Annotated in this window: 22 protein-coding genes; 19 read left to right on the forward strand and 3 right to left on the reverse strand. The window is 34.8% G+C overall.

What is annotated here, in order from left to right:
• Positions 1–276 precede the first annotated feature (276 nt).
• From IV494_RS04505 to recG, 13 genes are all read left to right on the forward strand, one after another.
• Complete coding sequence (locus IV494_RS04505; RefSeq protein WP_196078958.1) at positions 277–1,368, forward strand: TerC/Alx family metal homeostasis membrane protein; 1,092 nt, start codon at positions 277–279, stop codon at positions 1,366–1,368.
• A gap of 134 nt (positions 1,369–1,502) precedes the next feature.
• Positions 1,503–2,015, forward strand: a complete 513-nt coding sequence (locus IV494_RS04510) for a helix-turn-helix domain-containing protein (protein ID WP_196078959.1) — start codon at positions 1,503–1,505, stop codon at positions 2,013–2,015.
• A 140-nt stretch (positions 2,016–2,155) separates the two neighbouring features.
• Positions 2,156–3,511 (forward strand): AAA family ATPase, encoded by a 1,356-nt coding sequence (locus tag IV494_RS04515; protein ID WP_196078960.1) that lies wholly within the window; start codon positions 2,156–2,158, stop codon positions 3,509–3,511.
• Between the two features lie 164 nt (positions 3,512–3,675).
• Positions 3,676–5,802, forward strand: coding sequence for a S9 family peptidase (locus tag IV494_RS04520; protein WP_196078961.1), 2,127 nt, complete (start codon positions 3,676–3,678; stop codon positions 5,800–5,802).
• A 165-nt stretch (positions 5,803–5,967) separates the two neighbouring features.
• Positions 5,968–6,822, forward strand: coding sequence for an alpha/beta fold hydrolase (locus IV494_RS04525; protein ID WP_196078962.1), 855 nt, complete (start codon positions 5,968–5,970; stop codon positions 6,820–6,822).
• Positions 6,823–7,039: 217 nt separating this feature from the next.
• Complete coding sequence (locus tag IV494_RS04530) at positions 7,040–7,771, forward strand: hypothetical protein (protein WP_196078963.1); 732 nt, start codon at positions 7,040–7,042, stop codon at positions 7,769–7,771.
• Between the two features lie 55 nt (positions 7,772–7,826).
• Complete coding sequence (locus IV494_RS04535) at positions 7,827–8,834, forward strand: sensor histidine kinase (protein ID WP_196078964.1); 1,008 nt, start codon at positions 7,827–7,829, stop codon at positions 8,832–8,834.
• A complete protein-coding gene (locus IV494_RS04540; RefSeq protein WP_196078965.1) occupies positions 8,831–9,583 on the forward strand; it encodes a LytR/AlgR family response regulator transcription factor in 753 nt (250 codons plus the stop codon). Before IV494_RS04535 ends, IV494_RS04540 begins: the two co-directional genes overlap by 4 nt.
• Before the next feature lie 47 nt (positions 9,584–9,630).
• Complete coding sequence (locus IV494_RS04545) at positions 9,631–11,295, forward strand: peptide MFS transporter (protein WP_196078966.1); 1,665 nt, start codon at positions 9,631–9,633, stop codon at positions 11,293–11,295.
• Between the two features lie 135 nt (positions 11,296–11,430).
• Positions 11,431–13,179, forward strand: coding sequence for a peptide MFS transporter (locus IV494_RS04550; protein ID WP_196078967.1), 1,749 nt, complete (start codon positions 11,431–11,433; stop codon positions 13,177–13,179).
• Between the two features lie 122 nt (positions 13,180–13,301).
• A complete protein-coding gene (locus tag IV494_RS04555) occupies positions 13,302–14,813 on the forward strand; it encodes a peptide MFS transporter (protein ID WP_196078968.1) in 1,512 nt (503 codons plus the stop codon).
• 37 nt (positions 14,814–14,850) lie between these two features.
• A complete protein-coding gene (locus IV494_RS04560; protein ID WP_196078969.1) occupies positions 14,851–15,384 on the forward strand; it encodes a thioredoxin family protein in 534 nt (177 codons plus the stop codon).
• Between the two features lie 107 nt (positions 15,385–15,491).
• On the forward strand, positions 15,492–17,582 hold the full coding sequence (gene recG, locus IV494_RS04565; protein ID WP_196078970.1) for an ATP-dependent DNA helicase RecG: 2,091 nt from the start codon (positions 15,492–15,494) through the stop codon (positions 17,580–17,582).
• 9 nt (positions 17,583–17,591) lie between these two features.
• Here the strand turns inward: recG and IV494_RS04570 are convergent, their stop codons facing one another.
• The gene (locus IV494_RS04570; protein WP_196078971.1) at positions 17,592–18,287 is read right to left on the reverse strand and encodes a hypothetical protein; all 696 of its coding nucleotides are present in this window, start codon (positions 18,285–18,287) and stop codon (positions 17,592–17,594) included.
• 139 nt (positions 18,288–18,426) lie between these two features.
• Between IV494_RS04570 and IV494_RS04575 the strand changes: the two genes are divergently transcribed.
• Both IV494_RS04575 and IV494_RS04580 read left to right on the forward strand, forming a co-directional pair.
• Complete coding sequence (locus IV494_RS04575) at positions 18,427–20,865, forward strand: DUF5686 family protein (protein ID WP_196078972.1); 2,439 nt, start codon at positions 18,427–18,429, stop codon at positions 20,863–20,865.
• 2 nt (positions 20,866–20,867) lie between these two features.
• A complete protein-coding gene (locus IV494_RS04580) occupies positions 20,868–21,104 on the forward strand; it encodes a hypothetical protein (protein WP_196078973.1) in 237 nt (78 codons plus the stop codon).
• Here IV494_RS04580 and folP read toward each other — a convergent pair.
• Complete coding sequence (gene folP / locus IV494_RS04585; protein ID WP_230379903.1) at positions 21,101–21,955, reverse strand: dihydropteroate synthase; 855 nt, start codon at positions 21,953–21,955, stop codon at positions 21,101–21,103. The two genes, IV494_RS04580 and folP, sit on opposite strands and share 4 nt — an antisense overlap.
• A 95-nt stretch (positions 21,956–22,050) precedes the next feature.
• Here folP and IV494_RS04590 point away from each other — a divergent pair, with 95 nt between their 5' ends.
• From IV494_RS04590 to tpiA, 4 genes are read left to right on the forward strand one after another with little or no spacing between them, the layout of a single operon-like run.
• Positions 22,051–22,593, forward strand: coding sequence for a DUF1599 domain-containing protein (locus IV494_RS04590; RefSeq protein ID WP_196078974.1), 543 nt, complete (start codon positions 22,051–22,053; stop codon positions 22,591–22,593).
• A gap of 29 nt (positions 22,594–22,622) precedes the next feature.
• A complete protein-coding gene (locus IV494_RS04595) occupies positions 22,623–23,711 on the forward strand; it encodes a BT_3928 family protein (RefSeq protein WP_196078975.1) in 1,089 nt (362 codons plus the stop codon).
• Between the two features lie 42 nt (positions 23,712–23,753).
• A complete protein-coding gene (locus IV494_RS04600) occupies positions 23,754–24,104 on the forward strand; it encodes a tellurite resistance TerB family protein (protein ID WP_196078976.1) in 351 nt (116 codons plus the stop codon).
• Positions 24,105–24,145: 41 nt separating this feature from the next.
• Entirely contained in the window at positions 24,146–24,901 is a 756-nt protein-coding gene (gene tpiA / locus IV494_RS04605; RefSeq protein ID WP_196078977.1) for a triose-phosphate isomerase, read from the forward strand.
• Between the two features lie 71 nt (positions 24,902–24,972).
• Here the strand turns inward: tpiA and clpP are convergent, their stop codons facing one another.
• The gene (clpP, locus tag IV494_RS04610; protein WP_196078978.1) at positions 24,973–25,674 is read right to left on the reverse strand and encodes an ATP-dependent Clp endopeptidase proteolytic subunit ClpP; all 702 of its coding nucleotides are present in this window, start codon (positions 25,672–25,674) and stop codon (positions 24,973–24,975) included.
• Positions 25,675–25,744: the final 70 nt, after the last annotated feature.

Raw genomic sequence — 25,744 nt, forward strand, 5'->3', positions numbered from 1 at the left:
TTTAAACGCGACGAAATGTCAGTTTGTCTGTTGATTAAATTGTGGATTGCCTTATTAATAATTATAATTCATAAAATATTGAAAAACAATTATTTAAAATATTTAACTTAAGTATTAAATTAATAATACTTTAAGTAGAAAAGAGGTGCAAAAAGCCCATTTGTAGGGTAAAAACATAAACGTGATCAATGTTAGTTACTTCGTAATCTAGTATTGTATTACAAATGTAAATTAGTTTAAAAATGATATTTGAGTATATTTGTACATAATAATATTATGACAAACGAGACCTTATTTTTAATTGGATTTTTAGTCTTCATCTTCTTTATCCTCGCTTTGGATTTAGGACTCCTGAACAAAAAATCTGCTACCGTTTCGATGAAACAGGCAGGCTTGATGAGTTTTCTTGTAGTAGCACTGTCGATGTGTTTCTATGTTTTGCTGATCAGTTACGGTCACCTACTCCACGGCATCAACAGTATGGAAAAACTGCAACATGTCATTTCTTCGCATCATCACGCCGTGAAAATTATTCCCGGAGATTTAGAACATAGCATTCAATTATACAATCAAAATTTAGGATTAGAATATTTGACGGGTTATGTTGTGGAATATGCGCTTTCTGTGGATAATATCTTTGTAATGGTTCTTATCTTCACTGCATTTGGAGTAGCGCAGAAAAACTATCACCGCGTTCTATTCTGGGGAATTTTAGGTGCGATTGTCATGCGTTTCATCTTTATTTTTGTGGGTGCAGCACTTATAGCCAAATTCGCCTGGATCATGTATGTATTTGGAGCTTTCCTGGTATTTACGGGGATTAAAATGTTCCTTGATAAAGACGGCGACGAAAAAATTGATACCCAAAATCACCCCATCGTAAAGTTTGCGAATCGGTTCTTTAAGGTTCACAATCATTTCGTCGGAAGTAAATTCTTTGTGACTATAGAAGGAGTAAAGAAAGTTACGCCACTCTTTTTGGTTTTACTAATCATTGAAGCGACCGATTTGATCTTCGCTGTTGACAGTATTCCCGCTATTTTTTCAGTGACTAAAGATCCTTATATCGTCTTCTTTTCAAATATATTTGCAATTATCGGTTTACGTTCCATGTTCTTTATACTGGCAGGAATTATCGACAAATTCCGATTCCTGAAATTGGGTTTAGCGATTCTTTTAATATTCATTGGTTTAAAGATGTTGTTCCATCATTATCTGGAAAACTGGGGATTTTCAACCACCGATTCCCTCTTCGTCATCATCGGAATTTTAGGTTTAAGTATTCTATTCTCCTTGATTTTCCCTGAACGTAAGAAAGAGCGTACGTTAAAGGTTAACCCTGAAATTGATGATCATACGCGTCATTAATTAAACTTGTAAACAGAATAAATTATTAAAAACCAATGCATTAAGTGTTGTTTTTACTTTTGTAAAGAAGTAAAATCTTTATTTGTTTACTTTTGTATTTTATATTTGTAAAATATTGTTTTACATTTGTAATTATGAATTTGAACGAGCGAATTACAAAAATTATCGAATATTCAGAATTATCTGCGTCTGAGTTTGCAGATGAGATCGATGTGCAGCGATCTAATATTTCACATATTACATCAGGAAGAAATAAACCTTCCCTCGATTTTCTTATTAAGATAAAAAGTCGTTTCCCCGAATTACAATGGGATTGGCTCATTAGTGGATCTGGTGAAATGGTAAAAAAGCAGGAAGAAGAAATCGTTATCGAAAAACCTAAACCCGCATCTCTACCCGATTTGTTCTCTTTGATTAATGACGAAAATTTTGGAGTTACCGAATCTGAAGATAAAATTATAAATGATATTCCTCGAGAATCTAAAATTCATGAACAAAGTCCAAAGAAAGAAGAAATATCAGCTTCTCAACGATTAGCCATTTCGGAACCAAAATTAGAAAGTCAAGTAATTGAAAATCAAGAAAGTAAAATAAAAAGAATTGTCTGGTTCTATGAAAATGGAAAATTTGAAAGTTTTGAACCTTAATTTGGCAAAAAATAGTACTCTTCCTATTTAATTTCAAATTTCATTTTCGTTTCTACTTATATATTAAATATTCTACTTTTTAGCACTTACACTTTTTCTGATAATTTTTGTAGCTTTGGTTATACCCAAAATTTTATCTTATGAAATTGGCCGAACTTGCAAAAGAACTTCAAATCTCCACTGGAAGCTTTATTAAATTTATTCAGGATTTCGATCTCGAACTTGCAGAATGTTTAACAACTAATTTCCAAGTAAAAAAGGACTTTGAGAAGTTCGCAAGAGAAAATATTTCCTTCCTAAAAAAATACGAAAAAGATTTAGACCAAAATAAATCCATCGAAGATATTGCCGAAAATATAAATCAACCCAAAGAAAAAGTTGCGGAAATTATCGCTAATGAAAAACCTCAAGTGTTCGATAACGGTTTGTATAAGTCAACTGTTTCGAGCTTTGGGATCGATAACAAACTGGGCGGAAATTATCAATTTGTTTATGATTATTTTGGTAAAAAATCGACTTTAACAAAACAGGATTTTATTGGATATCGAGATTTATTCTTCTATTTATCCCGGGAATTAGAACCGTTTATCAACAAAACTCCGCTGACCGATTGGGGAATTCACAAACCTGTAGGCATCATTCTTTACGGTCCACCGGGAAGCGGGAAAATTTTTTGGGCGAATAAAATCGCCGAGATCACCGGTTACCGTTTCGATGAAGTTAAAAAGTATTATTACGGAACCTCGTTTGTTGATGGTAATAAAACGAGCTTTAATGATTTTCTCATACAAAAGATGAAAGAAGAAAAGTCACTTCTTTTTATGGAGGATTTTGACACCATCATGAATCAGCGAACCGAGGAAAAGTCAGTGTCTTCGTGTGATGAAGAAACCAAAGAAATCATTTTACATTACATCGGTCATTTTGAAGAGGAAAATTTATTGATGGTTGGTTCAGCCAATTCAGTTGCAGATATTGACAAAGAGATTTTGGCTCCCGGCAGATTTGATGTCTTGATCCCGATTTTCCCGCCCAATGCTCAGGAAAGAGTGGAAATGATCTTGCTGCATATTACACGACATCTGTCGGAAGATTCACTTTTGATGAAAATTCTGATAAAAAACAACGCAAATAAACTTCCTTTCTGGAAAGACATCTCGTCGAAAATGAATGTCTTTTCGAACACGATGATCATCGATTTTACACAGAGTTTAAAAAAACGCCTTCGAAATATGTATTTAAAACACAGTTCTGAAGACATAAAAATTGACAGCAAGCTCTTAAACTCAGCACTTCGCGACGCTTCTGCAAAACTGACAGAAGAATATTTAGATCAGGTCGCTCAATTTCTCAGGGATGTTTCTGTAAACAATTATGATGATTTTCCACACCGAATTGAGAAGTTGAAAAAAGAATTAGACCATTATAAGTTGGTTGAAATTCCAAGACCTTCCATCGGTTTTTCTCATAATGAGGAGGAGAAAATAAAGAAATAACCTTCTTTTGTAAACCTAACTAATTTAAGACTAAAATTTTAATATCCTTACTTTAAGAAAGTTGAGGAAAACACCTTACGTTTATCTCTTTTTCTAACAAACTTATTGAACTTAAATTCCTGTTTAATAAAATTACTATCTTTGAATTCTTACCAAATTATACAATGAAAAAGCTTTTTTTATCAGTTTCAATCCTCGTTTCTGTGTCTTACTTTGCACAGGAAATTACTTTAGATAAAATTTATTCCGGCTATTATCGTGGCAAAGGAATTTCAGGAATCGCCTCCCTAAAAAATGGCGAAAATTATGCAGTCATTGAGAAAGACGGCATTGCAAAATATTCCTATAAAACCTCGAAAAAAGATGGAAATATTGTGGACGGAAATTTCCTGTCCTATATATTTAATGATGACGAATCCAAAATCCTATTATTGAAAGATAGTGAACAAATTTACAGACATTCTTTCCTGGGAAAATTTGATGTGAAAGATTTGAAATCTGGAAAAGTTCTGAATTTAAATGGAGGAAATTTTGTTCAGGAACCAACTTTTTCTCCAGATGGAAGTAAAGTTGCATTCATCGCTGATAATAATTTATTTTACCAGGAATTATCTTCCGGAAAAATTACGCAGATCACTACCGATGGAAAGAAAAACGCTATCCTAAATGGTCTTGCTGACTGGGTTTATGAAGAAGAATTCGGCCATGCAAAACAATACGAATGGACGAAAAATTCTGATGCGATCGTCTATGTAAAATCTGATGAATCCGATGTTCCTGAAATGTATATTCCTGTTTATGGAAAACAGCTCTACCCTTCTGAAATGCGGTATAAATATCCAAAAGCAGGTGCTAATAATTCAGTAGTTTCAGCGCATTTGTATCGTTTGGATTCCAATAAAACGATTGTTTTAAATTTGGCAAGCTTTAAAAATTATTACATTCCAAATGTCTATAAAACGGCAAAAGCGGATGAAATTATTTTGATCACTTCCGAAAGATTACAAAATGCTTCTGACGTTTTAAAAGTGAATACAAAAACAGGAACGATCAATAAATTGTTCACCGAAAGTGATGCAAAATGGATCGATACCGATAATGTTACTTTGGAATTTTTAGATGATAATTCCTTTATCTGGGGCGCAGAAAGAGACGGAAACCGTCACCTTTATTGGTATGACCAAAATGGAAAGCTCAAAAAACAAATAACAAAAGGAGATTGGGAAGTAACTGACTATTACGGATTTAATCCTAAAACTAAAGAGGTTTACATTCAGACAACCGAAAAAGGAAGCATCAACAAAGTCGTTTCAAAAATAAATATCGACTCTGGAAAATCGATATTACTTTCTAATGACTCCGGAAATAATAGCGCAAATTTCAGTGGAAATTTCAATTATTTTATCGAAACTTCTTCTTCTGCCGCAAAACCTTACACCTATACTTTAAAAGATAACAGTGGAAAAAGCTTGAAAGAACTTCAAAATAACAACGAGCTTTTGGCAAAATTGAAAGTCGATAATTTTGTTGATAAGGAATTTTTCACGGTTCCAAATGAAGCAGGCGATCAAATGAATGCCTGGATCATGAAGCCAAAAGATTTCGATAAAAATAAAAAATATCCATTGTTTATGTTCCAGTATTCAGGTCCGGGTTCTCAGCAAGTTTCAAATTCCTGGGATGGAGGAAATGCGATCTGGTTTGAAAGTCTGGTTCAGCAAGGATACATCGTTGCCTGTGTTGACGGACGCGGAACAGGTTTCAAAGGAACCCAATTTAAAAAAGTGACCTATTTAAATTTAGGGAAATACGAAATTGAAGATCAAATCGCCGCAGCAAAATGGTTCGGAAAACAATCCTACATTAATAAAGACAGAATTGGTATTTTCGGCTGGAGTTTTGGTGGTTATATGTCAAGTTTAGCTTTAACAAAAGGAGCTGACGTTTTCAAAATGGGAATCGCTGTTGCACCCGTTACGAACTGGAGATATTACGATTCAGTTTATACCGAAAGATTCTTGAGAACGCCGCAGGAAAACCCGAAAGGTTATGACGATAATTCACCGACAAGTTATGCGCAATTATTGAAAGGTAAATTTCTTTTGATTCACGGAACTGCCGATGATAACGTACATTTTCAAAACTCAATGGAGTTTTCTGAAGCTTTGATTCAAAACAAAAAGCAATTTGAATTTATGGCATATCCAGATAAAAACCACGGAATTAGTGGTGGAAAAACAAGACCACAACTCTATCAGAAAATGACGGATTTTATTCTCAATAATCTTTAAAATATTTTTCAGAATTATAAAAATTGAACCACTTCTTCATCGGAGTGGTTATTTTTATTTCAAAATTTCTTTGATTTATTACAAAAAATGGTGAGTTGATTCAATTTCTATTGGAAAATAAGCTGATCCAAAATACTTTTGTTTTCTAATTTAAAATCATCAGTTATGAAAACATCATTTCAATTCCTTCTGCTATTTTTCGCGATTTCGCTTTCTGCACAAGGAAATAAATATGAACAATGGTACTTTAATACCTCGGACAGTTTACGGATTTATGTAAAAGAGTCACTTTCCAAATCGAAAGACACGGTCATTGTTTTACATGGCGGATTTGGTGCAAACCACGTTTATATGTTGGATGCGACGAAAAATTTAGAAAAAGGTTTTCATTTTGTCTACTTTGATCAACGCGGTTCATTGATGTCTGAACCTTCTGCAAAGGAAAAATCGCTCACTTTCGATAAAAATGTGGAAGATATTTTTACTTTGATGCAGGAATTAGGGATTAAAAAAGCAAAATTTTTCTGCCACTCCATGGGAACATTAGTTGGTATGGAATTTTTGAGGAAACATCCAGAAATGGTGAAGAACATGGTATTAGTTAGCGCAATTGCACCTTTTTCTGAAAAAGAAAATGCCAAAAATGAAAGACTTGCAGACCAAGTAAAATTTCTGATGAATCGACTTGAAGTTCAAAATTTGTTAAAACCTTTAGAAGAGAAAAAAAATCCTACTGCTCGAGAAAAAACACAAATATGGCGTATTAAATTCGCCTCAGTGAACACTTTTCAGATCGAGAAATCTATAAAAAATATTAAGGGCGGAATGGCTTACTACAACCAAAGAGTCGGAAATATAATGCCTAAAACAGTCAACTGGAATTTCGATTACCGCGATGTAATGAATCGCAATGGAAAAGTTACCGTGATTGGTGGAGCTTATGATTTCATCGATTTTAGGGGTGAAAAATACCGGGACCAAATTAAAAATTATCCTAATATTGATTTCAGATTAATTTAAAATTCTGGACATAATATCTGGAGCGATGAACCGGAAATTTTTCAAAAAGAATTAAAAAGAGCACTTTCAAAATAATTAAGAAAATTCGGAGAAACAATTCTATTTCAATTTTCCCCGATTTCATTTTCGATATTCTTGAACTCACTTCATATCGGTTTCAAAAACGAGAACATCGAAATATCTTTACATCATCAATAAAAACCAAAATAAAAATATTATGAAAACAACGATTAAAATGCCTTTCGGAATTGTAGTATTTGGAATACTAACATTACTTTTTACGCTTTTAAATTCTTTTCGATTGGAAAGAAAAATTGAGAATTTTGACGAAATAAATGTGAAAAGAATTAACATCATCGAAAAAGATGGAACCATTAGAATGGTAATTTCCAACAAAGAATTGCAGCATTCCGGCAGAATGAACGGCAAAGATTGGGAGAAACGCGAAAGACAAGCTGGAATGATTTTCTTCAACGATATCGGAGATGAATGTGGCGGATTGATTTATGAAAATAAAAAAAGACCGGACGGAAGTATAAAAAACGGAATGTCCATCACGATGGATCAATATAGAGATGACCAAGTCATCCAGATTTTAAATAATGAATCCATTAAAGGAGACAAAATGACTTCTGAACGTGGCTTTTCTGTAAATAGTTTTAAAGGTTTGGAAGGAATTGACGCCCGAAATAAAGCGTATACAGACGCTGAAAAGATCACCGATGAAAAATTGAGGAAAGAAAAGCTGCGTGAAATTTCTAAAAATCAGGGAAGTAATAAACTTTTATTTTTAGGTAAAACTATTGGTAATTCACAGGGTTTATTCATCGCAGATCAAAACGGTCAACCAAAATTAATGGTCTACGTGGACGAAAAGGGCGATCCGAAAATTCAGACCTTTAATGAAAAAGGAGAAGTAAAAGATTTTCTGGTAGCTGAGGCTAAATAAAATATAAATTGGGTATTATCTTTCAGGAAAAATACCCATTTTTGATTTATCAATTATGAGAACCAAAAAAATACTCCTCAATTCACTCTTTGCATTACTTTTTATCGTAATCATCAATACGGTTCAAACCTACGTTTTGCACATTACTAAAAGATTCGGAGACATTGATTTTTTCAAAATTGGGACGCATATTTTCGGAGTTATTTCCTGCATTATTTCTCTGCTAAGCACAATCATCTCTTGGAAAATCACTTCAAAAATTCAGTTAAGAAAATTTTCCAGGATCGCCTCTGCTTTCGTTTTGTCCATTCTTATTTATGCGATTTTGCAAAGTATTTATTATACAGTTCAGCGATTTCTTATTTATGATTTAGGAACAGATTTTAGTATGTTGGTCGGTAACTTTGTTTTTACCACGGTGATTTTTCATCTTTATATCAGCGGACTTTCTTTGGCTTATTTTTATTTTGAAGAAAATGCTCAAACCAAAATAAATCTTCAGAATACAGAGAAAGAAAAGGAAATTCTGCAGTTCAAAATTTTACAAAAAAATCTGGAGCCGCATTTCCTTTTCAATAATTTGAGCGTTCTTTCCGGTTTGGTGAAGAAAAATCCTGCAGAAGTTGAAGGATTTATCGAGGATTTCTCTGATGTTTATCGGTATTATTTGAAACACAGCGAAAAGGAATTGGTGAGTTTAAAAGAAGAATTGGAATTCCTAAAAAAGTATATTTCTCTCATGAAGAAACGATTTCGCACCGCTTATCATTTTGAAATTGAGCTAGAAAATGAAAGTGGATATGTTCTACCTTGTTCGCTCCAACTTTGCGTCGAAAATGCGATTAAGCACAATCGTGGTTCCGAAGAGAATCCATTGCAAATAATAGTGACTAGAAATCAAGATTACATCATTGTTTCTAATGATTTCAAACCAGTTGATTTTACGGCAGGTTCTGGAGTTGGAAATCAATTTCTCCAAAAAAGTTACGAATTAAATTTCGGTAAAAAAGTGAATTTCAAACAAACGGAAACGCTTTACACCGTGGAAATACCTTTGATATGATGAAAGTTTTAATCATTGAAGATGAAGCGCTGAATGCAGAAATCATCACCGAACATTTGAAAAAATACGATACTTCCATTGAAATTGTTGCCTATTTAAAAAGCAAAGAAAAAACGCAGGAATGGATTGAAAAAAATGGTCAGGTTGATTTAGTTTTCAGCGATATCGAACTTTTAGATGGCAATGTTTTTTCCTTACTAAAAGAAAATATCATCACTTCTCCTATTATTTTCACCACCGCTTATAACAATTTTTATCAGGATGCTTTCGATGTGAATGGAATCGCTTATCTCTTAAAACCAATCAATTACGAGCGATTTTCTCAAGCCATGAAGAAATTTGAAACGTTAAAAACTTCAGCAAAAAATCCAGATTGGAGCGTTATTTCCGAATTACTTCAGCAAAAGACAAAGCAATTTAAAGAGCGGATTATTATCAAAACCTCCGAAGAAATTCAAATTTTGAACACGGAGAAAACGGTTGCGATCCTATCTAATTCCGGAAAATTAACTGCAGTTGATGATTTGGGTAAGGAACATGAATTTCGGTATAAACTCTCCGATTTGGCTGAAGAGTTAAATCCAAAAATATTTTTTCAGATCAATCGTGGAGAAATTGTAAACATTAATTTCATCGAAAAAATCGAACCGTATTTTGGTGATCGACTTTCCCTCAAACTCAAAAACCTTAAGACTAAATTGATAACAAGCGCATCTTCTACAGCTGAATTCCGTAAATGGATCGAATGATTTTGCCATTCAATTAAAAATCCTATTTTTGAGAAAATTAAAAATTTATGGAAAAGTCGACCAGTAAACACCCGAAAGGATTACCGTATCTATTTTTTACAGAAATGTGGGAACGATTCGGATACTACCTGATCTTGGGAATTTTTGTCCTGTACTTAATTGAACCGCAAGGAATTGGCGGTGGTCTGGGAATTACAGATAAAAACGCCGACGACATTTTCGGAACTTATATCGCATTAACTTATCTCACTCCTTTTATTGGTGGATTTTTAGCTGACCGCGTTTTGGGCTACATCAAATCTATTTATTTAGGCGGAATTTTAATGGCGGCAGGATATATTGGGATGGGAATTTTTAAAGACATGACCTGGTTTTACAGTTCCTTAGCTTTAATTATTATAGGAAATGGATTTTTCAAACCTACCATTTCGACACTTCTCGGAAACCTTTATTCAGAAGAACCTTACAAAGCGAACAAAGACTCGGGATACAATATTTTCTACATGGGAATTAATATTGGGGCTTTTATCTGTAACATTATCGCCGCTTTCATGCGGAATAAATTTGGTTGGGGTGAAGCATTTATCACCGCCGGAGTTGGAATGTTAGTTGGCTTAGTTATTTTCACCATCGGAATGAAACACTACAAACACGCCGCGGTCATGAAACCGAGTGAGGAAGGCGACACGAAACTTTCAGAAATTTTATTGAAGGTTTTTGTTCCGGCTTTAATTGCAGGCGCGATCGGTTGGTTTATTCCAGGCAATTTAATTGGAAGTGATTCTACAGATGCTTTTATTTTCGCCACTATTCCAGTGATTTATTTCTATGTTTCTCTTTACTTTAAAGCAAAACCGGAAGAAAAACCTTCAATCGGTGCACTGCTTTCTATCTTTCTAATATCGATGTTTTTCTGGGCCGTTTTTAAACAAAATGGAACCGCTTTGACGAGATGGGCTAATTATTATACAGACAGAAGTGTTCCTGCAGCCTTAGAAAAACCTTTGGAATCTATTTATATGGTTGAAGGTTTGAAATACGCAGACAAAGAAGTTCCTGTTTACGATGAACAGTTTCGGGCACAAAAAGATGCCGATAAAAAAACGGTGAAAGTTCAGGGCAAAGATGTCTATTTCAAAAACATCAGTCCAGAAGAGCGGAAACGTTTAGAATCTGGGAAAGAAAACACAACCTTTCTTTATAATACCGAACTCTTCCAATCGATCAATCCATTTTGGGTAATTGCTTTAACACCAATAATTGTGGGCGTTTGGATGTTTTTAAGGCGTAAAGGAAAAGAACCTTCTACTCCTTCAAAAATAGTTTTGGGACTTTTCATTTCCGCACTTTCGTGTCTGGTCATGATTTTAGCAGTTCAAGCCGGACAAAATGGAGCCATAAAAGTTTCGCCGTGGTGGCTTTTTGCTAGTTATGGCGTCATTACAATTGGGGAACTTTGTCTTTCTCCGATGGGACTTTCCTTCGTTTCTAAACTTTCACCAGCACGAATTACAGCTTTAATGATGGGCGGATTCTTTCTGGCGAATTCTGTAGGAAACAAATTATCCGGAATTTTGGCAAGTACGTGGTACGATTATGAAAATAAAACCAACTATTTTCTGGTGAATTTTGCATTGTTGATCTTCGCAACTTTACTTGGACTTTCAATGTTGAAAAGATTAAACAGAATTATGAAAGAGAAAGGACACTAAATTTTATATTTTAATCTAAATAATTAAACCACAGTTCAATTCTGTGGTTTTTTGGTATAATGTTGCTAAATGTCTTTGTAAAAACACAAAAAAAACTATATTTGCTAATCTTAACAAATAATTAACACTACAAATATGGACGAGCTAGAAGCAGTGAACTCAAGTAACGAACTTTTAAACGAACCAAAATCGAAACATCCGAAAGGTTTGTGGGTACTTTTTGGCACAGAAATGTGGGAGCGTTTCAACTTTTACGGAATGCGCGCTTTGTTGACGCTGTTTATGGTGAACGCTTTGTTAATGAAAGAAGGCGATGTAACCATAATTTATGGTGGTTTTTTGGCGCTTTGTTATCTTACCCCAATGCTCGGTGGTTTTATCGCTGACCGATTTTTAGGAAATAGATATTGTATTATTGTCGGCGGAGCTTTGATGGCAGTTGGACAATTTTTGATGTTTATGAGTGCTTCTACATTCGACTCCAACTTGAGTTCAGCGCAAATGCTGATGTGGATCGCTTTGGGAGTTATTATTTTCGGGAATGGTTTCTTTAAACCAAATATTTCTTCGATGGTTGGAAGTCTCTATCCAAAACAGGAAAAATCGAAATTAGATTCTGCTTTTACCATTTTCTACATGGGAATTAACTTAGGCGCATTTTTAGGTCAGTTCATTTGTCCTTTCTTGGGAGATGTAAAAGATGCAGGTGGGATTAGAGATATTCACGCTTTCAAATGGGGATTTTTAGCCGCTTCCATCGCAATGGTGATCGGAACACTTACTTTCATTTTACTTAAAAATAAATATGTTGTAACACCGGAAGGAAGAGCAATTGGTGGATTACCAAGTCAAAATACTGCAGAAGATTTCGAAGAAGGTGAAACTCAAACCGCTAATTTCTCTGGAAAATCAATCGGTATTGCAGTGGCTATTTTTGTACTTACATTCTTTGGATTTCAATATTTATTCGTTGATAAAATCGGATTTGCTTCCGTTGGAATGGGCGAATTTGTGAAAGCAGTTATATATCCATTCATCTATTCTATGGGACTTGCGTTGGCTTATTTAATTATGTCGGCAACTGAAAATAAGGTAGAAAGAGATAGAATCTGGGTAATTTATATCGTATCCTTTTTCATCATTTTCTTTTGGGCTGCATTCGAACAGGCAGGTTCATCGTTAACATTCATTGCAGATAACCAAACAGATAGAAATATTTTAGGCTGGAATATGCCGCCATCAATGGTACAGATCTTTAATGGTTTATTCATCGTTGTTTTAGCAGTTCCTTTTAGTATGCTTTGGGATAAATTAAGAGCAAATAAGAAAGAGCCAGTTTCGCCTTTGAAACAAGCAATTGGACTTGGTTTAATCGCTTTAAGTTATCTGATCATCGCGTACAACGTAAAAGATTTAGGAAACACCGGATTGCTTGCCGTAAAATGGTTGATCTTACTTTATTTGATCCAGACCATGGGAGAACTTTGTTTGTCACCGATCGGTTTATCTTTGGTTGGAAAATTAGCACCTAAAAGATTTGCTTCCCTGTTATTCGGTGTCTTCTTTATTGCAAATGCTGCAGGATACGCTTTATCCGGAATTTTAGGATCAATTTTGCCCGCAACGGGAGACAAATTCCTAAAAGCTAAGGAGATAGGAATTAATCTTCAAGATGTTTTAGATAAGAAAGTGACCTTAAATGCTGAGCAAATGTCTCTTATGAATAAAGAGCAGATCTCGACAGTTTATAATAGTTTTGTTGGATTTGAAATTCACAATTTATTTGAATTCTTCATGGTATTCGTTATTCTTTGTGGAATTGCAGGCGCAATTTTAGCAATGATCTCTCCAATTTTGAAAAAAATGATGCACGGTGTAAACTAAAAACATTATTCAAAATAATATGTAAACCTCTGATTTATCAGAGGTTTTTTTATAAATTCGTGGGATGGAAATATTTAAAATATCTTCATCATCAAAAATTAATTTCTAACTACTCAAAACTTATGAACCTGACTCTCGATCAAATTCAAGATTTCAAAGGAAAATACCCAAAGCAAATCTGGTCTTTATTTTTCTCCGAAATGTGGGAACGTTTCTGTTTCTACGGAATGCGTGGAATGCTCGTTTTCTTTATGATTTCCCAGCTGAATTTGGGTGAGAAAGAAGCGAACCTGCAATATGGTGCTACTCAAGCTTTTGTTTATGCCTTCACTTTCGTCGGAGGTTTGTTCGCAGATAAAATTTTAGGTTTTCGGAAATCTCTCTTCTGGGGCGGAACTTTAATGATTATCGGAAGTTTAATTTTAGCTGCAGATCCACACCGGTTTTTCTTTTTAGGAATTGCATTTACGGTCGTTGGTACAGGATTTTTCAAACCGAATATTTCCACCATGGTCGGTAAATTGTACAAAGCTGGTGATAACCGTACAGATGCAGGTTTTTCTCTCTTTTATGCAGGAATCAATTTAGGCGCTTTGCTTGGTGGTTATTTGTGTATTGCTATTGGAAAAGGCGAATTACTCCCACATTTGATCCCCGAAGGATTGCACTGGAATGTTGCTTTTGGTTTAGCTGCAGTGGTAATGGTGATCAGCTTAATTAATTTTGTTTTTACTCAAAGAAGTTTAGGTCCCATCGGACTACAACCTCAAACAGTATTAGCGAACGGCGAACTCGTTTCCATGGAAAAATGGAAAGAATACGGTGTTTATGTATTGTCTTTAGTTTTCATTCCGATGATTATGGTGATGGTTGCAAAAACCGAATACACCGATTATTTTATGTATATCGTAGGTCCCTTGACTTTGATTTATTTATTTTATGAAATGTCCAAGGTGAGCAAAGTTGAAAGAAACAAATTGACTGCAGCCCTTGTCTTTATTCTGTTTTCCATTGTATTCTGGGGAATTTATGAACAAAGTGGCGGCTCTCTAAGTATTTTCGCGGCACATAATTTAAATAATGATCTGCTTGGTTTAGATCCAAATGGAGTGAATAATTCTGGTGGTGCATTCTTTATATTATTGGTTGCAATACCAATCGGTTTGCTTTGGATCTGGCTCAGTAAAAAGAAATTAGAACCGAATACCATTATTAAATTTGGTTTAGGATTTATATTTTTAGGTTTAGGATTTTACGCAATTTTTGCCACTAAATTTTTCGCAGATGCAGAAGGAGTAACTTCTTTAAGTTTGTTTACAATTGCCTTATTCATCATCACTTTGGGTGAAATGTGTCTCTCTCCTATTGGTTTGTCGATTATGACAAAGCTTTCTACCCAAAAATTACAGGGAATGATGATGGGAATGTGGTTTTTAGCTTCAGCTTACGGACAATACGTCGCAGGATTAATTGGCGCAAACATGGCTACAGCAAGAGCAGATGCTTCAAACATTGAAAAATTGACAGCGTACACTTCAGGTTACAAAGATCTGGGTTTATATGCGGTAATTGCCGGGATCCTTTTAATTATAATTTCCCCATTAGTTAAAAAACTGATGCACGAAGTAAGATAATATATAATTTGGTATGAATTTAGCCATGCAACACGAGATGAAAAAAATTACCCTTTTATTTTCGCTTTTTATTACAGTTTTAGCTTTTGCACAAGTCAACTGGATGACTATGGAACAAGCAGTTGCAGCGCAAAAGATCACTCCAAAAAAAATCATTATTGATTTTTACGCCGATTGGTGTGCGCCCTGCAAAATCATGGATAAAAATACTTTTAATAATCCCGTGATCGCAAAATATTTGAATGAGGATTATTATCCTGTAAAATTCAATGCAGAAGGAAAGGAAAACATCACTTTATTTGGACGAACGTTTGGTAATCCTGGATACAAAGAGGGAAAAAATAAAAATTCGCTCCATGATCTGACAAAATATATGAATGTGAATGCCATACCGAGTATTGTTTTCCTGGATGAAAAAAGCAATCCGATCACCATTTTGCAGGGCGCACTGACTGCAAAAGAACTTGAGCCCTATGTTCCATTTATAGCAAAAGATGAGTATAAAAAAATTGATACGCGGGAAAAGTGGGAGAATTATCAGAAAAAATTCAAATCAAGTATTAAAGATTGATCGATAAAACCTCGATATTAAAACAGAAGACTTTCAAATAAACTTTGGAAGTCTTTTTAATTTTAACGAAATTCGCTCCTTCACAAAATCAAGTATTTAATTAAAAATTGACTTTAGAAACTTCCATAGAATTCTTAAAAGGAATCGGTCCTGAACGAGCAAAATTCATTAAAAATGTCTTGGGATTTACCACGGTGGAAGATTTTATCACCTTCTACCCTTTGCGTTACATCGACAAAAGCAAGATTCATAAAATCGGTGATTTAACTGAAGACCTTGAAGCTGAAATTCAATTTAAAGGAAAAATTACCGATATTCAGGAAGTCGGTTATGGTAAAGGTCAGAAAAGGATGACCGCCAAATTCCGCGATGAAACCGGGACTTTGGAGTTGGTTTGGTTTCGGTATTCAAAGTGGATGAAAGATCAGCTTCCGCTCAATCAGGAAATTTTTATTTTCGGAAAAATTAATCATTTTAACGGCAATTTTTCAATGCCACATCCAGAAATTGAGATCGATGAAAAGAAAGCCTTGTCCGGAACACTTTTACCGATCTATCCCGGAAGTGAAAAACTTGCCAAAAGAGGACTCAACAATAAGTTCTTCCAGACCGTTCTCACAGATATCACGAAAAATTTGCATTCCCTAATTAAAGAAAATCTCCCGCAGAATTTAAGAAATCAGTTGAATTTAATTGGAAGAATGCACGCTTTTTATCACATCCATTTCCCCAAAGATCTCGATCATTTCGAACATGCGAACCGAAGACTCAAATTTGAAGAAGCCTACTTTTTCCAGTTGGGTTATGGTTTAAAAAAACAGCATCATAAAGCTTCAGCTGTTGGAAATCCTTTTCCAAAAATTGGCAGTCAATTTAAAAATTTTTATGACCATGTTTTGCCTTTCGAACTCACAAATGCACAGAAAAAAGTATTAAAGGAAATTCGGACCGACATGAAAAAACCGGTTCAAATGAATCGACTTTTGCAGGGTGACGTTGGTTCCGGAAAAACCATGGTTGCCTTACTTTCCATGTTGATCGCGCTTGACAATGGTTTTCAGAGTTGCATTATGGCTCCGACAGAAATTTTGGCGCAACAGCATTTTGCCGGAATTTCAGAATTATTAGCAGAAACGGATGTAAAAGTTAAATTACTCACCGGTTCTACAAAAACTTCGGAAAGAAAAATTATCCACGAAGCTTTGCTCAATGGTGAACTTTCCATATTGGTCGGAACGCACGCTGTTTTAGAAGATATTGTACAATTTAAAAATCTCGGTTTGGCAATTATCGACGAGCAGCATCGATTTGGTGTGGCGCAAAGAGCGAGGTTGTGGGCAAAAAATAAAATTCCGCCTCATATTTTGGTGATGACGGCTACACCGATTCCCAGGACTTTAGCGATGAGTTTTTACAGCGATCTCGACGTTTCTGTGATTGATGAAATGCCGGTTGGAAGAAAACCGATTATTACAGCACATCGTCGCGAAAAAGACCGATTAACTGTTTTTCGTTTTGCAAAAGATGAGATTGAAAAAGGTCGGCAGGTTTATTTTGTTTATCCATTAATTGAAGAATCTGAAACTTTAGATTATAAAAACTTACTCGAAAATTATGACCATATCTTAGAATTTTTTGAAGGTAAAAATGTCACCATGCTGCACGGACGAATGAAACCCGCAGAAAAAGAAGCCGCCATGAATTATTTTGCCTCCGGAAAATGTGAAATTATGGTCGCTACAACCGTGATAGAAGTTGGTGTGAATGTTCCAAATGCTTCCGTAATGATCATTGAGAGCGCAGAAAGGTTTGGTTTATCACAGCTTCATCAACTTCGGGGCAGAGTTGGTCGCGGCGGTGAACAGAGTTACTGTATTTTGATGACGTCTGATAAATTATCGAAAGAAAGCCGCACCCGAATAAAAACCATGACAGAAACCAACGACGGTTTCAAAATATCAGAAGTTGATATGCAACTTCGCGGTCCCGGAGATATTTTGGGAACTCAGCAAAGTGGTGTTGTAGATTTTAAAAAACTCGATTTACTTTCGGACGGAAAAATAATTAAAGCTGCAAAAACAGCCGTAGAAATTTTACTTAAAAATGATCCTAATCTCCAAAATCCGGAAAACTTAGATTTAAGAAATTATTACACCAAGCAATATAAAGGCAAAAATAAATGGGGAAGAATTTCCTAAAAAGCATTTCTATTTCATTGGCGGTGGTGGCGACGAATACTCGATGACTTCAGTTACAACTTGTCTTTTTGCCGGAGACAATCCATTGAGAAGATCTAAAATTACGGGGAAATTTGATTCAAAATTTTGTTGCGTAGAAAAGCCAACGACTCCACAATAGCCAGAATTATCGATATAATAGTAACCGGCGTACTCAAAATCGAGACCTTTAATATTGGCGATATACCTGATGTAAATTACGTTTAAACCATTTACGGTGCGGTACTCAGATTCTTTTAACCGAAAATAATCAACTTTGTTTTGAACTCCTGTAAGAATAATATCTTTCAAATTTTTCAGGGTAGGAATTTGCACTTTTTCTGTCATCATAAAAGCTCCCACAGCATTTTCATCATGAACATCATTAAAAACATATTCCGTAAAAGGACTTTTCGTTTGTGTAGAGATCCGCCATATTTTTGTATTCAAATAAAGACCGATATCTAATTTTTTACTTTTAATCTGGAAAGTTGATGCTTTACTCTTTGCAAATAACGTTGGGTTTGTTTTGATCGTTTGCAATGCCAAAGAATCTGTAATATTAACGTATCGCCACGTTCCGTTGTCTAACAACAACACGTCTTTTCCATCCTCTGTGAGTGCTTTTGTCTGGCTGAACACCAGCATATTTATTAGTAAAAACGCAAGCGTATAAAGTTTTTTCATAAGTCTAAAAATACAAATTTTTATTAATGAACAGGAGTTTTAGAATGAAAATAAATTCAAATTTAGACCTTAAATTAAAGAGCAAATTAACTTAAATTCATAGCTCACATTTTTAATTATTTTGAATATATTTGTTTCTATGAAAAAACTTCTTTTTATTGTCTTTTCTTTTATATTTTTAAATATTTCTGCCCAGTCAAAAATAACCGTTTTCAGCGCTGGAAATCATCTGCCAATTGAAGGTGCATCGATATCCTGTAATAATAAACTCTTAGGAAAAACCAATTCTCAAGGGATCCTTCAATTTCGGACAAACTGCAAAAAAGTTGATGTGAAAGCAAACGGATTCTTCGCAGACGAAGCTGTTGTAGATAAAGTGATGGAGACAGTTTTATCTAGATTAGATCCAAAAACACAATCAATTGAAGGCGTGATCATCGACGATAAAAGTGATCCGTTGGCTTTGGCAATTTTGCGAAAAGTAAACGATAATTATAAGAATAATTCTCCGCAAAGTTTAGATTCCTATTCGTTCAAATCCTACGAGAAAATATCTTTAGATATTGATGAAGACAGCATTAAACATTACGATCAGTTCATCAATCACAGAATCGATTCACTGAAAACACTTCCGCAAAAAGTACAGTCGAAGGAGAAAAAGAAAGATTCGATTGAAAGCGTGAATGTGCAGAAATTAATGGCTTCGAGCAAACTTTTTCTTTGGGAAAGAGCTTCGCAGTATTTGTTCTCTAAACAATATGGCGAAAAAATAAACATTCTCGACAACCGTGTTTCAGGATTGAAGCAGCCGATTTACGAAATGATGTCGCTGCGCTCAAATAGAAATCAAATTCCAAGAGAAATTCGGGAGGAAAACCGTACGCTCTACCGCTACTTTTTAACAGATTCAATTGATATTGAGGGAAGAAAAAATTACGTTATCCGCTTTCGACAGGTTGATTATAAACAAGCGGTTAAAAAAAGAAGATTCAATGGATACATTTATGTGGACAGCGAAACTTATGGTCTGAAAAAAATAGAAAGCAACAGCAAGAAAAAAAGTGAAGGTTCCATTACTAGCATCTGGAAACCGATCGATAACAAATGGTTCCTTAGTAAAGAAAATCTGAAATTCAAAATGGGTTCCAATGCTTTTGACACCGAAAAAAATGATAAAAAATCAAAAGATAAAGACGAACAAAAGAAACAGAAATATGGAAACTATGTTTTTATAACTGCAGATTATTTTGATTTTAAAACACCAATTGAAGTTAATAAAAAAGACTTCTCGGGCTACACCATCGATGTGAAAAACTCTGATGGAAGCACGCTTGATCAATTCCGTACCGATTCTCTAACGACACGGGAAAAAATGACGTACGAAAAAATTGACAGTGTTGGAAAAAAGTACAAATTAGATCAAAAATTGAGTGTTTTTACAGGACTGATTAAAGGTGATTTGCGTGTAGGAATGGTCGATTTCGATGGCATTAGATTTATTCAGTATAATGATTATGAAGGGATAAGACTGGGAGCTGCGGCAAAACTGAATGAAAAATTTAATAAATATATTTCTCCCGACGTCTACTTTGCATACGGAATTAAAGATAAAGCCTGGAAATACGGCGCTGGAGTTAGTGTAAAAACAACCTTAGAAAAAGTATCTTTTTTCCGGGTAGAATATTACAACGATGTTGCTGCAGCCGGACGGTTCAACGAGATTCTCTGGAATTTTAAAAAGAGGATCATGAATTCGGGCATCGATATGTATAACAACCGTTTTTACAAAAATGAAGGTTTTAAACTATCGTATCAAAATGATTTAACGAACGCTCTCACTATAAATATATCTGCAAAAAAAGATAACGAAGAATCTAAATTTGATTATAATTTTATGAATCTGGGTAATAAATTTCAAAATTTTGCCACTCAAATTACTTTGAAATATTCGCCAAATTCAAAGAATATTATGACGCCTTCAGGAAAATTCACGTACGAAGAAAATTATCCCGAATTTTTTGCAAATTATGAACAGGGGTTGAAAACATTTGGTGGAGATTTATCTTACAGTCGATTTGATTTGATGGGACAGCACAGTTTCAAAACAAAGATTGGTGTTACAGGAGTTCGCGTTTACGGAGGTTTACTTACGGGAAGTGCGCCGATCTGGCATAATTTCGGGATGAATGGTTTAGGTAGCAACAAAGGTGATTTGAATTTTAATTTAACCTCTTACCTCGGTTTTGCGACCATGGAAGCTGGGAAATACTACAATGATAAATTTGTTGGATTCTATTTCACACACCGGATCCCATGGTATTTTAAAACTTTTGGTAAAAATATTTCAAGTTTTGACATGGTGCTTCGTGGCGTGACCGGAGATATGAAAAACCCACAAAACCACCAGTTTGACTACCAAAAATTAGATCATCTTTATCAGGAAGTTGGTTTTGAAAGCAATAACTTTCTAGGTTCACCTTTCAATCTCGGATTTTTCTACAGAGTTGGATATTACGCAACACCTATTTTCAAAGAAAATTTCGCCATTCAACTTAAACTGAACTTTTTAGGATTTTAAAAATGGAGATCATACAGATTAAAGCCTCCTCATTCTTTGAATTATTAAAGATGAAAGACACTTCGATGTGGGAAATTTTCGCACAAATGCTGGGTGAAAAAGAAAAAGAAGTAATTTTTTTGGATGATGAAGAGAAGATTTTATTCAATTATATTTTGCCCAATAATTTAAAGCAACTGAACGAAGACCGGGAAAAATTTTCAAAAGAGTATTCTGATAAATTATCAGGTTTGAATTAGCGGTTCAGAAACGTGTCAATAGTTTTCTTCGCTTCTGCGACATCGTGAACACGCAAAATTTTCGCGCCTTTTTCTAAAACCTGCTGATGAAATTTTTGAGTTTCTTCAATTATTTCGGAATGTTTTTTTCTTAAAGGTTTATAAATAAAAGATTTCCGTGAAATCCCTATTAACAATGGATGTTTCCCAAAATCGATGAATTCTGTCTCATTCAAAAGTTGATGTTGCTGCTCCACTGTTTTTCCGAAACCAAAACCCGGATCAAGAATGATATCTTTCACACCTAAACTTTGTAACTCATTAATTTTTTCGGAGAAATATCGATTCATCTTTAAAAGCAGATCCTCCTCAATTAATTTTTTGTGCATTAGATCGTACGTCTCATTATTATGCATCAAGATGTACGGAAGTCCAGTTTTCGAAACGGTTTCAAACATTTTAGGATCAAAATTCCCACCTGAAATATCGTTGATAATATCAATTCCTTCATCGAAACCAAACTGTACGACTTCCGAATAAAAAGTATCGAGAGAAAGCGTTACTTCAGGAAATTCCTGCTTGATCATTGGGATTAAATTTCCTAATCTGGAAATTTCTGTTTCCGGCTGTAAAAATTCAGCTTTTGGTCGTGTTGATTGTGCTCCGATATCGATAATCGCTGCACCTTCTTTTAACATTTTCGCCACTTGATCGAGCGCAGGTTTTTCCTCAAAATGTTTTCCACCATCAGAAAAAGAATCAGGCGTCAAATTGAGGATCCCCATAATAATCGGAGTCGATAAATCAAGCAGTTTTCCGCGACAGTTCAGAGAAAAACCAGGATCTTTAATATCACAAGTTGTAACATTCATAACCGCAAATTTAATGAATAGTATGGTGATAACTTCAAACTTCCTGCTTCCATCTTCCCTCCAAAATTCCTATCTTTGAAAAGTTTAGAAATTATATGCAGAAAACAGCGAAACAATTCGACGAAGTTATCAAAGTCTGTCGGGATTTATTCAGTAAAAAGCTCCAGGATTATGGTGCCTCTTTTCGGGTCTTGAGAACGCCTTCTTTGACCGATCAAATTCTAATTAAAGTGAAGAGTTTAAGAACTTTTCAAATCACCAATACTTCGAAAGTTGGCGAATCAGCAGAAGAAAATTTTATCGCCATTGTAAACTACTCCATTATCGGATTAATTCAGCTGGAGAAAGGTTTTGCAGATGATTTCAAACAGGATCAAAATGAAATGCTCGAACTTTACGATAAATTTGCAAATGAAGGTAAAGAATTGATGATGAAAAAAAATCATGATTACGGCGAAGCTTGGCGCGACATGCGAATTTCTTCGATTACAGATTTGATCTACCAAAAAGTTTTGCGAACGAAACAAATTGAAGATAATTCTGGCGCAACACTCGTTTCCGAAGGAGTTGATGCCAATTATTTTGACATGCTGAATTACGCCGTTTTTTGCCTCATTAAATTTTCTGAAAAAAAATAAATATTCAAACTTGATATAAAATAAAAACTATGTTTAAACATGTACTCCGAATCGTAATTGCCCTGATTTTCATCGCTTCCGGATTTGTGAAAGCAGTTGATGTAGTGGGCTTTTCATTTAAAATGGAAGAATATTTTTCACCTTCCGTTTTTAATATTCCGTTTCTGGAAAAACAAGCTTTATTTTTAGCAATTATCATGGTTGTTTTAGAGCTCGTTTTAGGATTTTTATTATTGATAAAAAGACGTCTTAAAATGACACTTTCGCTTCTGATCGCTTTATGTGTTTTCTTCGCTTTCCTTACATTTTACTCGGCTTATTTTAATGTGGTAACCGATTGTGGATGTTTTGGTGATGCATTGAAATTTACGCCTTGGCAAAGTTTTTGGAAGGATATTATCTTATTAATAGGCTTAATAATTCTCTGGATTCTCTACCGAAATCATTTTAATGACATCGATGAAAGAACATCATTCAAAAAATATTTTTCTGCATTCGCTTTTCTAACCATGGTTTTTGTCATCAACTGGGGAATTACGCATGAACCTGTGATTGATTTCAGAGACTATAAGATCGGGACCGATCTGAATGCGGAGAAAGCTAAAATAGAAAAAGATCCTTCTGAATATAAAACATTTTATTCTTTGAAAAACGATAAAACCAATGAAGTTTTAAATGTGAATCAGGATGATTACGTGAATGATAAAAAATATTGGGAAGAAGGATCGCCCTGGAAAATCGAGGAAGGAAAAACAAGCTCAAAAATTGTAAAACAAGGTTACGAATCAGAGATCTCAAAATTTAAACCTGAAAGTCCGGAAGGAATGGATCTAACACCAGAAATATTGCGAGCACCGAAAGCAGTTCTTATCTTTTCTTATCATCCGGAAAATATAGATCCTGTTTTATTGGCTAGAACAGAAGCGAAAGTAAAAGCAGTAAAAGGTGCACTTATTTTGGGTATCTCTACCAATGCAACCACTTTCAAAACAATAAATAATGCAATGATGGACGGAACTGCCATTAAAACTATTGCCAGAAGCAATCCGTTTGTCTTAACTTTGCAGAACGGAAAAATCATCGATAAAAGGTCTGCTAAAGATTATTTAAAATATTAAAAAAAACCTAATTCAATTTAAAAAAGATAAAATAAAATAGAAATGCAAAAATCAAATAAATCAATCGCAGGTTACCACCTTTTAATGATACTTTCTTCTGTAGATGGAGAATTCGCGCCGGAAGAAGGATTAAAATTACAGGAATATTTAGCAGAAGAATTTCCGTTCAAAATCAATTTAGATGATGAATTAGATGTGATCGCAACATTACATGCAGATCAATGGAAAGATCATTTTGAATTTCACGCGAAATGTTTCTTTGATGATTCTACGGAAGAGGAAAGAAAAGATTTTATAAAATTCGCCAAATCACTGATCAAAGCTGATGATAAAGTAAGCGATCAGGAGCATGATTATTACGTGATCTTAAAAAAAATATGGAATCTGAATTAACTAAAATTCAAACGAATTAATTTTAATATTTACCTGAAATTATGAGAAAAAATATCGTAGCCGGAAACTGGAAAATGAACAAAAACGTCACTGAAGCGCAAGACTTAATGTTTCAGTTATTAGAATACAAACGAAATCACACACCAAACTGTAAAGTGTGGATCGCACCGCCGTCTTTGTATTTGATGATGGCGAAAGACCTGTATGAGCAAAATGAAATCGGTGTTTTCTCCCAGGATATGAGCGAACATGAAAGTGGCGCTTACACGGGCGAAACTTCGGCTGATATGCTTGAATCTATTGGTGTGAATGGTTCATTGATCGGACATTCCGAACGAAGACTTTATCATGGTGAAACCGATTCTCACTGCAACAGAAAAATAAAATTAGCTTTAGATAAAGGTTTGACGCCAATTTACTGTAATGGTGAAACTTTGGATCAAAGAAAATCCGGACAACATTTAGAAGTCGTAAAAAACCAAACTGAAGTGGCTTTATTTACGCTTTCTGCAGACGAAATTAAAAAAGTAGTTATCGCTTACGAACCTGTTTGGGCAATCGGAACTGGCGAAACAGCTTCTCCGGAACAGGCGCAGGAAATTCATGCACACATCAGAAATTTAATCGCAAACAAATACGGAAACGAAGTCGCTGACGAAATTTCGATTTTATACGGTGGTTCTGTAAAACCTGATAATGCAAAAGAGATCTTCTCTCAACCCGATATCGACGGTGGTTTGATCGGCGGCGCTGCTTTGAAAATGGCAGATTTCGCACAGATTATCGAGGGATTTTAATTAAAATTTCTCTTTTAAAATAAAAAAATGCGCCTTATTTCCAGGGCGCATTTTGTATGTAATTCGAAAAATTATTTCTCCTCTCCTTTTTTAACCTCTTTTTTTCTTTGCAAAACTTCATCTACCATCCCAAAATCTTTGGCTTCAGAAGAAGTCATCCAATAGTCTCTGTCAGACGCTTTCTCCACCCACTCGTAAGTCTGCCCGGAATGTTCTGAAATGATATCGTACAATTCTTTTTTCAGTTTCAACATTTCTCGTAAGTTGATCTCCATGTCGGAAGCAACTCCTTGAGCACCACCGGAAGGTTGATGGATCATTACCCGCGAATGTTTCAAAGCCGAACGTTTTCCTTTTTCACCTGCAACCAAAAGAACAGCGCCCATTGAAGCGGCAATTCCCGTACAAATCGTAGCAACATCTGGCTTAATGATCTGCATCGTGTCGTAAATTCCCAAACCTGCATAAACACTTCCTCCTGGAGAATTAATGTAGATTTGAATATCTTTTGAAGCATCAGAACTTTCCAGGAAAAGCAACTGTGCGGTTACGATATTTGCAACCTGGTCATCAATTCCTGTTCCCAGGAAAATAATTCGGTCCATCATTAATCGGGAAAAAACATCCATTTGAGTAACATTCAAACGTCTTTCCTCCATAATATAAGGGGTAAGATTGGTCGGTCCGTACATTCCCATGTATTGATCTGTTGCCAAACCGCTGTTTCCTAAGTGCTTTACAGAGAAATCTCTGAAATCTTTTTTTATATCCATTCTATTTTTTTTTAAAGATAATAATCTGCTTTTTTACTTGCCTGACTCAAATTTACACAAACAATATTCC

This window comes from Kaistella gelatinilytica (assembly GCF_015679325.1).
GTDB lineage: Bacteria > Bacteroidota > Bacteroidia > Flavobacteriales > Weeksellaceae > Kaistella > Kaistella gelatinilytica.